Annotated in this window: 9 protein-coding genes; 5 read left to right on the forward strand and 4 right to left on the reverse strand. The window is 70.1% G+C overall.

The genetic code is table 11. The features are described from left to right. The 3 genes from HHX31_RS33230 to HHX31_RS33240 all read right to left on the reverse strand — a co-directional run. On the reverse strand, window positions 1-344 hold a 344-nt coding region (locus tag HHX31_RS33230; protein WP_169953734.1), incomplete at its 3' end, for a DUF742 domain-containing protein. Window positions 345-348: 4 nt separating this feature from the next. Continuing rightward, the gene (locus tag HHX31_RS33235) at window positions 349-777 is read right to left on the reverse strand and encodes a roadblock/LC7 domain-containing protein (RefSeq protein ID WP_169953741.1); all 429 of its coding nucleotides are present in this window, start codon (window positions 775-777) and stop codon (window positions 349-351) included. Continuing rightward, window positions 774-3,551: a nitrate- and nitrite sensing domain-containing protein gene (locus HHX31_RS33240; RefSeq protein ID WP_311932498.1), complete on the reverse strand. Its 2,778-nt coding sequence runs from the start codon at window positions 3,549-3,551 to the stop codon at window positions 774-776. The genes HHX31_RS33235 and HHX31_RS33240 overlap by 4 nt, the downstream gene beginning before the upstream one ends. Before the next feature lie 417 nt (window positions 3,552-3,968). Here HHX31_RS33240 and HHX31_RS33245 point away from each other — a divergent pair, with 417 nt between their 5' ends. From HHX31_RS33245 to HHX31_RS33265, 5 genes are read left to right on the forward strand one after another with little or no spacing between them, the layout of a single operon-like run. After that, a complete protein-coding gene (locus HHX31_RS33245; RefSeq protein WP_249347392.1) occupies window positions 3,969-4,946 on the forward strand; it encodes an ABC transporter substrate-binding protein in 978 nt (325 codons plus the stop codon). Between the two features lie 19 nt (window positions 4,947-4,965). Further along, the gene (locus tag HHX31_RS33250) at window positions 4,966-5,739 is read left to right on the forward strand and encodes an ABC transporter permease (RefSeq protein ID WP_169953743.1); all 774 of its coding nucleotides are present in this window, start codon (window positions 4,966-4,968) and stop codon (window positions 5,737-5,739) included. Continuing rightward, complete coding sequence (locus HHX31_RS33255; protein WP_169953745.1) at window positions 5,736-6,524, forward strand: ABC transporter permease; 789 nt, start codon at window positions 5,736-5,738, stop codon at window positions 6,522-6,524. The genes HHX31_RS33250 and HHX31_RS33255 overlap by 4 nt, the downstream gene beginning before the upstream one ends. Window positions 6,525-6,533: 9 nt before the next feature. Next, a complete protein-coding gene (locus HHX31_RS33260) occupies window positions 6,534-7,310 on the forward strand; it encodes an ABC transporter ATP-binding protein (RefSeq protein WP_169953747.1) in 777 nt (258 codons plus the stop codon). Continuing rightward, on the forward strand, window positions 7,307-8,311 hold the full coding sequence (locus HHX31_RS33265; protein WP_249347395.1) for a methyltransferase: 1,005 nt from the start codon (window positions 7,307-7,309) through the stop codon (window positions 8,309-8,311). The genes HHX31_RS33260 and HHX31_RS33265 overlap by 4 nt, the downstream gene beginning before the upstream one ends. 28 nt (window positions 8,312-8,339) lie before the next feature. Here the strand turns inward: HHX31_RS33265 and HHX31_RS33270 are convergent. Continuing rightward, the coding region (locus tag HHX31_RS33270; protein ID WP_169953749.1) for an ATP/GTP-binding protein at window positions 8,340-8,674 on the reverse strand (335 nt) is incomplete at its 5' end.

Consider the following 8,674-nt stretch of genomic DNA (forward strand, 5'->3'; position numbering starts at 1 on the left):
AACTGCGGCTGATGCACATGCACCAGCCCCTCCGCCGCCATGTCCGCGATCACCACACGAACCACACCCAGCGGAATCCGCAGCAACGCCGACACCTCCGCCACCGACCGCACCTGACGGCACAGGGAGGCGATGGCCCGATGCTCCGGCGGCCTCGTGGACAGGTCGTAGTGCGTGGTCGTCGCGGAGGAGACCAGCGCCTCCAGCGCGAGTTGCATGCGGGGCGTCGTACGCCCGCCGGTCACGGTGAACGGGCGGACGGGGGACGCGGGCTCCTCGGGGACGGGAGCGCCCGGCTGCCGTCCCCACGGGTCCGCACCGGGGTCCTGGCCCCATGGATCCATCGCGTCACCTCCGGGGGTAGGACACGGATTGGAGCTCGGCGCGGACCGCGGGAGTGAGAACCTGACCCGCCCGCTCCACCAGCAACGTCATCTGATAGGCCACCAGACCCAGATCAGAGTCCGCCGCCGCCAGCACCGCCAGACAGGAACCGTCACTGATCGACATGATCAGCAACAACCCCCGCTGCATCTCCACCACCGTCTGCGTCACCGGGCCACCCTCGAACACCCGCGACGCACCCTGCGTCAAACTGATCAACCCGGCCGCCACCGCCGCCAGCTGATCCGCCCGGTCCTTCGGGAAACCCTGCGAGAACGCCAGAGGCAACCCGTCCGCCGACACCACCACGGTGTGCGCCACGCCGGGAACCGAACTCGCGAAATCACTGATCAGCCAGTTCAGGCCGCGTGCCCCCTGGCTCAACTCACTCATGCGCCGTCCCCTTTCGCCGTCGGATAGCCCTCGTCCTCGCTCAGTTCGCCCCGGGCCACCGCCCGGCCCTGCCGTACGCCCCGCTGGAAGCTCGCCAGCCGGCTGCGGGCGCGGTCGGGCGACAGGAGCGGCTGCGGGGACGCGGCCGCGGGCGCGGCGGGCGGCTCCGCCGAGCCGGGCACCAGGTTGGCCTTCGGCACCCGCTTGGGCAGGCCGGAGATGGTCGTGCCGTCCGACGCGGGCTTCTCCGTGACCGCGGCCGCGGCCTGCCATCCGGCCTCGACCGCGGGAGTCTGCTGCCACCCCGACCCGGTGTCACCGGCGGGCTCGCGCCTGAACCAGGCGGACTCGACGGAGGCGAAGATCGGCAGGTACTCCTCGGCCGCCTGCGGCCCGGTCTCCGCCCCGGCCGGGTACGCGACGGGAGCGCCGTGTATCGGGCCGGAGACGGCGACGGGGCCGGTCGTCGCCGGCGCCGCGCCTGAACTCATGAACGCCGGACTCGCGGGAACCGGCCCGGTCACCGCGGGCAGCGGCCCGGTCGCCGCCTCGTCCATGCCGGACGACCGGCCTCGCAACCGGCTGAGCGGATCGTGGAGGGTCGGCGCGGCGACCCCGGCGGCCGGCGCGTTCTGACGGCCCCACTCCCCGATGGCCTGCTGCGGCGATCCCTGCCCGGCCTGCCGCGGGCTCCAGCCGGGGGCGAACGCGCCCTGATAGGACTCCGGCTGGAACGCGGGCCGGCTGACGATCGACTCCGGCAGCAGGACCATGGCGGTCAGCCCACCTCCGTCGTGCGGCCTGAGCTGGACCCTGATGCCGTTTCGCACGGCGAGACGGCCGACCACGAACAGGCCCATCCGACGCGACACCGACACGTCGACCACCGGCGGGTTCGCCAGCCTCCAGTTCGCCTGGGCGATCTCGTCGGGCGTCATGCCGATGCCGGAGTCCGTGACGGAGATCATCACGCCGCCGCCGTCGATCCGGTTGCCGGAGACCACCACTCTCGTGTCCCGAGGGGAGAACGACAGCGCGTTCTCCACCAGCTCCGCGAGCAGGTGGATGACGTCGTTGACGGCCTGCCCCGCGATCGACACGTCACCGGGGAAGTTGAGCATCACCCGCTCGTATCCCTCGACCTCCGACAGCGAGGCCCGGATCACGTCGGTGATCTCAACGGGCCTGCTCCAGCGGCGCGCGGGCTCCTGCCCGGCGAGGACCAGGAGGTTCTCACTGTTGCGGCGCATGCGGGTCGCCAGGTGGTCGAGCTTGAACAGGTCGCCGAGCCGCTGCTCGTCCTGCTCGCCCTGCTCCAGGCCGTCGATCAGCGTGATCTGGCGTTCCACCAGCGTCTGCGTGCGCCGCGACAGGTTCACGAACATCGCGTTGACGTTGCTGCGCAGCCGGGCCTCGTCACCCGCCAGCCGGATCGCCTCGCGGTGGACCTCGTCGAAGGCCCGCGCGACCTCGCCGATCTCGTCGGCGGACACCACGCCGATCGGCTGCACCTCGGCCTGTGCCGCCGCGCCGGCATCGGAGTCGCGCAGCCGCTGCACCAGGGCGGGCAGGCGGTGCCCCGCGACCTCGAGCGCCTCGCTGCGCAGCCGCCGCAGCGGCCGTACGAGGGAGCGCGCCATGACGGCGGTGATGAGCAGGACCAGCACCAGGACGACGACGACCATGCTGACGCTGAGCACGGCCACGTTCCGGTCGGAGTCCTGCAGGGCGGTGCTGCGGGCGACGATGGACGTGGTCAGTCCGTCGGTCACGTCGCGCATGAGGTCGGCCTGCTCGCTGATCGCGTCGAACCAGAGGTCGGCGTCGGTCCCCCTGCCGCTGAGGTTGCGGATGGGCTGCCCGGATCGCACGAGATACAGCGCCCGGTCGATGAAGAACCGCGCCCTGTCCACCTTCTGGTCGGTGACGGTGTCGTTGTAGAGCTGCCGTTCGTCGGTCGTGGCCACGGCGGTGAACGCCGCCAGCTCGCTCTGCTCCCTGGCCGCCGCGCCCGTGAACGCGTCGAGCTCCGCCTGGTCGAGCCGCTGCCTGACCAATCCCGCCGCGAGCAGCGCGCGCTGCTCAGACACCGCTTCCTTGGCCCGGACGAGCGCCCCGAGCGCCTTGATGCTCGCGTACAGACCCTCGTCGGGCACGCCCTGGCCCGCCGCGTCGTACAGCTTGAGCAGGTCGTCGGTGACGAGCCGGTACTTCTCGATGCCGCGCAGCGCCGGGAGCTGCGAGTCGAGCACGATCTTGCGGAACGCGGTCAGGTCGGCCAGCCGGGCCAGGGCACGCGACAGATCCGCCCTGCCCAACTCGCCGAGCGCGTCCCCGCTCGTCCCCGCCCGTGCCCGCACCTGCTGCGCCGCCGCGTTCACGGCGTCCTGCTGGTTGTTCACGAGGGTGAGCAAGTCGCCGTCGCGCCGGCCGCCCGCGACGTACTTGACCGACAGGTCCCGCTCCAGCTGGATCTCGTGCAGGAGCACGCCGATGTTGCCGACGAGTTCGACGGCGTCGCGCACCCGCTGGTACTCGGCGGCGCTGGCGATCGAGCTCGTCACCCGCAGGCCGCCGAGCAGGACCGCGACGACGGTGGGCAGCACGATCAACGCGACGAGCCGGGTCCGCACCCGCCAGTTCTTCAACTGAATCGAGTTGCCGGTCGCCGGGTCGGCGGGGGGCGCGCCGTTCACGGAGGGGGCGCCGGCGGTGGGCTCGGCGACCGGTTCTGGTTCGGCGCGGCGACCGCTCTCGATCGTTGCTGTCCTCACTGGCGCAACCTCTCGCGGCTGATCTCAGGGATAAGGCGTGGGGGTCGCTTTCAATGCGAGAGCCCGCACATCACCGGGCAATTTGAGCATAAGGCGTCGAGATAGACAAAGAGCTTGGGATATTGGAGCGGTCCAGCGTTTCGCCCCGGCCTATATCCGTGAGTGCGACAGGACGGCGATCAGGCTGGACGTGATATCGGACATGGAATGCGCGCCGAATCTCCCTGTGGAACCGGTCCAGGCCCCCGGCCGTAATTCCAAAGGATGACAGAGGTGGCTTAATCCCTCGATTTGACTATAAATGTCATTCAAACCCACTGAATCCGTACGGTTCCTGTACGCTTCTCGCCCGTCGCCCTCCGCGCGGGACGTGCCCGTCGCGAGCGACCACCTCAACACTCCAGACAAGGAGATTCCATGAGGCATTTGAGGCGTACTCTCGCCGGCGGCATCGTGGCCGTTCTGGCGCTCACTTCTTGCGGCAGCTCCGACACGACGTCGTCCGCTCCCGAGACCGGCGGGCTGGAGAAGACGACGCTGAAGGTGGGCACGATCCCGGTGCCGGACAGCGCGCCGTTGCAGGTGGCCATCGAGAGAGGGTTCTTCAAGGCCGAGGGCCTGGAGGTCCAGCCCGAGGTGGTGGCCGGCGGCGCCGTCGCCACCCAGAAGCTGCTGGGCGGCAGCCTCGACATCTCGCTCGGCGCCTACGTCGGCACCTTCCTCGCCCAGGACAAGGGCGCGGGCAAGTTCAAGTATGTTTCGGACAGTTACGGCGCCGCTCCCGGCGCTTTCGTCATTATGGTCAAAAAGGACTCCCCGATCAAAAGTGTTGCAGACCTCAAGGGGAAGACCATAGCGGTCAATGTGCTCAACAGTGTCAGCCAGCTGACCGCGGAAGTGCAGATGAAGGTGGCCGGGGTGACCGCCACTCCGAACCAGTTCGTGGAGAAGACGTTCCCCGACATGCCCGGCGCTCTGGAAAACGGCCAGGTGGACGCGGCGGCGATGGTCGAGCCGTTCATCACCGTGGTATCGAAAGCGGGCGGCAGAATCGTCGTCGACGAGATGACGGGACCGACCGAAAATCTGCCCATCGCCGGCTGGTTCACCACCGAAGCCACCGCGGGCAAATACCCCAAGGCGATAGCCGCGTTCCAGCGTGCGCTCGGCAAGGCTCAGGCGCTGGTCGCGAACGACCGCAAAATCGTCGAGGAGACGCTGCCCAAGTACACGAAGATCGACGCCGCGACCGCGGCCGTCATCTCCCTGGGCTCCTACCCGACCTCGCTCAGCGAGACCCGGCTGCAGCGGGTGGCCAGCCTGATGAAGGAGTACGGCTACATCAAGAACGACCTCGACGTGAAGTCGATGATCCTGCAGCCTCCGGCGAACTGACGGACACCCCGCACCCGCTATGGAACACGCACGAGTCCTCCGCGGCGTCGCCGGCGTCGCGGGGTTCCTCGCCGCAGCCGAGATCGTCGGCGCGACCGGCCTGATCGACGACCGCTTCCTGCCGCGCATGTCCGCGATCCTGCGCGGCGCGGCGGAACTGCTCGCCGACCAGGAGTTCCTCGCCGACGCGCGGGCCACGCTCGCCGCGTGGGGACTGGGGCTGCTGCTGACCGTGGCGGTCGCGGTCCCCGCCGGGCTCGCGCTCGGCGCCCTGCCGCCCGTGGAGCGCGCCGTACGGCCGCTGATCGAGTTCCTCCGGCCCATTCCCTCGGTCGCCGTCGTCCCGCTCGCGATCCTTCTGTTCAGCGACAACCTGCACCTGAGAGTGGCCGTCGTCGTCTACGCGGCGTCCTGGCCCATCGTCATCAACACGATCTACGCGTTGCGTGACGTCGACCCGCTGGCCAAGGAGACCCTGCGCAGCTTCGGCTTCGGTCCGATGTCGGTGCTGCTCCGGGTGGCGCTGCCCAGCGCCGCGCCCTTCATCGCGACCGGGATCCGGGTCGCCGCCGGCACCGCGATCATCCTCGTCATCAGCGCGGAACTGCTCGCCGGAGGGGCCGAGGGCGTCGGGATCTACATCATGGAGGCCGCGAGCGGTAACCGGATGGACCTGATGCTCGGCGCTACCCTGTGGGCCGGCCTGTTCGGCGTGCTGTCCAACTCCGCCCTGGTCGCGGTGGAACGCAGGCTGTTCCGCTGGCACGACGCACGCGCCGGAGTCGCCCGATGAACGCGATCAGAGCCGTCGGCCGTCTGTGGCTGGTGCCCGTGACACTGGTGGCCTGGGAGATCGCCACCCGCGTCGCCGAGCAGCCGTTCTTCCCTCCCCCGTCGGCGACGCTGGTCCGGATGGGCGAGATGTGGCTGTCCGGCCCTCCCTCCCGTCTCCTGCTGACCGAGCAGGCGATGAGCGACTTCGGTCCCAGCCTCGCCCGGCTGTTCGCCGGGTGGGCGCTCGCCGCGGTGATCGGGGTGGCCGCCGGGGTCGCCATCGGCTGCTCCACCCGCCTGTCCGACTACCTCGACCCGCTCATCCACCTCGGCAGGGCCGTGCCGCCGCCGCTGCTCGTGCCCTTCTTCCTCGCCCTGCTGAAGCTGGGCACCCCCGCCCAGCTCGCGACGATCGTGTTCGGGATCATCTGGCCGATCCTCGTCAACACGATCGACGGCGCGCGGACCGTGGACCGGCAGCACCTGGAGACGGCGCGCATCTTCGGGTTCTCGACGGTCCAGCGGCTCACCAGGGTGATCGTGCCCGCCGCGATGCCCAAGATCTTCGCCGGGCTGCGGCTGGCCCTCTCACTGGCCCTGATCCTGCTGATCGTGGCGGAGATCTTCGCCGGCTCCGGCGGCCTCGGCTACCGGCTCCTGTCGGCGCAGCGCACCTATCTTTACGCCGACATGTGGGGCTGTCTGGTGGTGCTCGGCCTCCTCGGCTATCTGCTCAACTCCGCGTTCCTGCTGTTGGAACGGCGGGTTCTCGCCTGGCACAGGAACGCCAGGCAGACCACCTAGGAAGGCATCGTGCTCGAGATCACCGATCTGGTCCACTCGTACGGCTCGCATCGCGTTCTCGACGGGGTGAGCATCCGTGCCGCCGAGGGGGAGCTCGTCTGCGTCGTGGGCCCCTCCGGCTGCGGCAAGTCCACGCTGCTGCGGTCCGTCGCCGGTCTCATCCGCCCCACCGGGGGCCGGGTGCTGATCGACGGACGGCCCGTGGAGCGCATCCCCGACAACTTGGCCGTCGTCTTCCAGGACTACAGCCGCTCGCTCTATCCCTGGATGACCGCCGCGAACAACGTGGCGCTGCCGCTGCGGCGCCGCGGGCTGGACCGGCGGCGCCGCAGGGAGGCGGCGATGGCCGCGCTGGACCAGGTCGGCCTGGCCGACGCCGCCGAGAAGTACCCCTGGGAGATGTCCGGCGGGATGCAGCAGCGGGTGTCCATCGCCCGCGCTCTCGCCTACCGGCCGTCCCTGCTGCTGATGGACGAGCCGTTCGGCTCGGTCGACGCGCAGACCCGCGAGGACCTGGAGGACCTGGTCCTGCGGGTGTGCGCGCACCACGGCATGACGACCCTGCTGATCACGCACGACATCGACGAGAGCGTCTACGTCGGCGACCGGGTGATCGTCCTCACGCGGTCGCCCACCCGGGTCGCCGCCGACCTGCCGGTCGACCTGGGCCGATCACGTGACCAGATAGCGACGCGCCAGCTGGGCGCGTTCGTCCGGCTACGTGCCGAAGTGGGCCGCCTGGTCAGGGGCGGCTCCCCCACCCCCACCGTTCTGGAGAAACATTGATCGACTCCACCGGCCCCGTCTGGGACGCCATCGCCGGGCTCTCCCGGTTCGCCGCACTCGCCGCGATGGCCGAGCTGAACTGCGCCGAGCACCTGGCCGACGGCCCGATGAGCGTGTCGGAGCTCGCCAAGGCGTGCGACGCGCACGAGCCCTCCCTGGCACGCGTGCTGCGGGAACTCGAGACGGTCGGCGTGGTCCGCGCCCTCGTCCCCGGGGTGTACGAGCTGACCGAGGAGGGCCGGACGCTGCGCGACGGCGTCCCCGGAAGTCTGCGTTCCGCCGTACGCGTCGCCGCCGAGGACGGGTACTGGTACGCGATGGGCAACCTGGCGCGGACCGTACGCGACGGGCGGTCGGCTTTCATCGGCCGTTTCGGCCCGCTGTACGGCTACTTCCAGGAGCGTCCCGAGGCCGCCCGGCTGTTCAACGAGTACATGGCCATCCGCGCGGCACCGATGGAGGCCGCTCTGGCCACCGCCTACGACTTCACCGGCGTACGGACGCTCGTGGACGTCGCCGGAGGAACCGGGCATCTGCTGGCGGCGGTGCTCGACCGGCATCCGGACATGCGCGGCGTGCTCTTCGACATCGCGCACGTGGTCGAGGACGCCCGCGAATCGCTGACCGCGCGGGGCCTTGGCGACCGGTGCGAGTTCGAGAGCGGCGACTTCTTCGAGGGCGTCCCCGCCGGCGGAGACCTCTACCTACTGGCCAGCGTCGTCCACAACTGGAGCGACGAGGCGTGCCTGCGCATCCTGTCCAACGTGCGCACGGCGCTCACCGGCCGCGGGAGGCTGCTGGTGCTGGAGATGGTGCTGCCTGACGACGCCACGCCGCACATCGGCAAGGACCTCGACATGCGCATGCTCGCGGTGACCGATGGGGGCAGGGAGCGCACCTTGAGCGAACACACCCGGCTGCTCGGGGAGGCCGGCTTCACGCTCTCCCGCGTCCTGCCGCTGCCCGCCGGGGCGAGCCTGATCGAGGCCGTTCCCCGCTGAACGGGGGCTCGGCACTCAGACCGCGACGTCAGTAAGACCCGGGGCCGGGAACGGCGACACGCATGGTCAGCGCGTGCTCGACGAGCGCGATGAGGGTGCTCTTGACCGATTCCCGGTCCCGCGCGTCGGTGCGGACGATCGGAATGTGCGGCGACAACGTCATCGCCTCCCGCACCTCCTCCTCGGCATGCGGAAACTGCCCGTCGAAGCCGTTGACGCCGACGACGAACGGCAGACGGGCCTCCTCGAAATAGTCCACCGCGGGAAAACTGTCGGCCAGCCGCCGGGTGTCGACCAGCACCACCGCACCGATCGCCCCCCGCACCAGGTCATCCCACATGAACCAGAACCGATGCTGACCCG

The organism is Microbispora sp. H11081, assembly GCF_012999535.1.
Taxonomy (GTDB): domain Bacteria; phylum Actinomycetota; class Actinomycetes; order Streptosporangiales; family Streptosporangiaceae; genus Microbispora.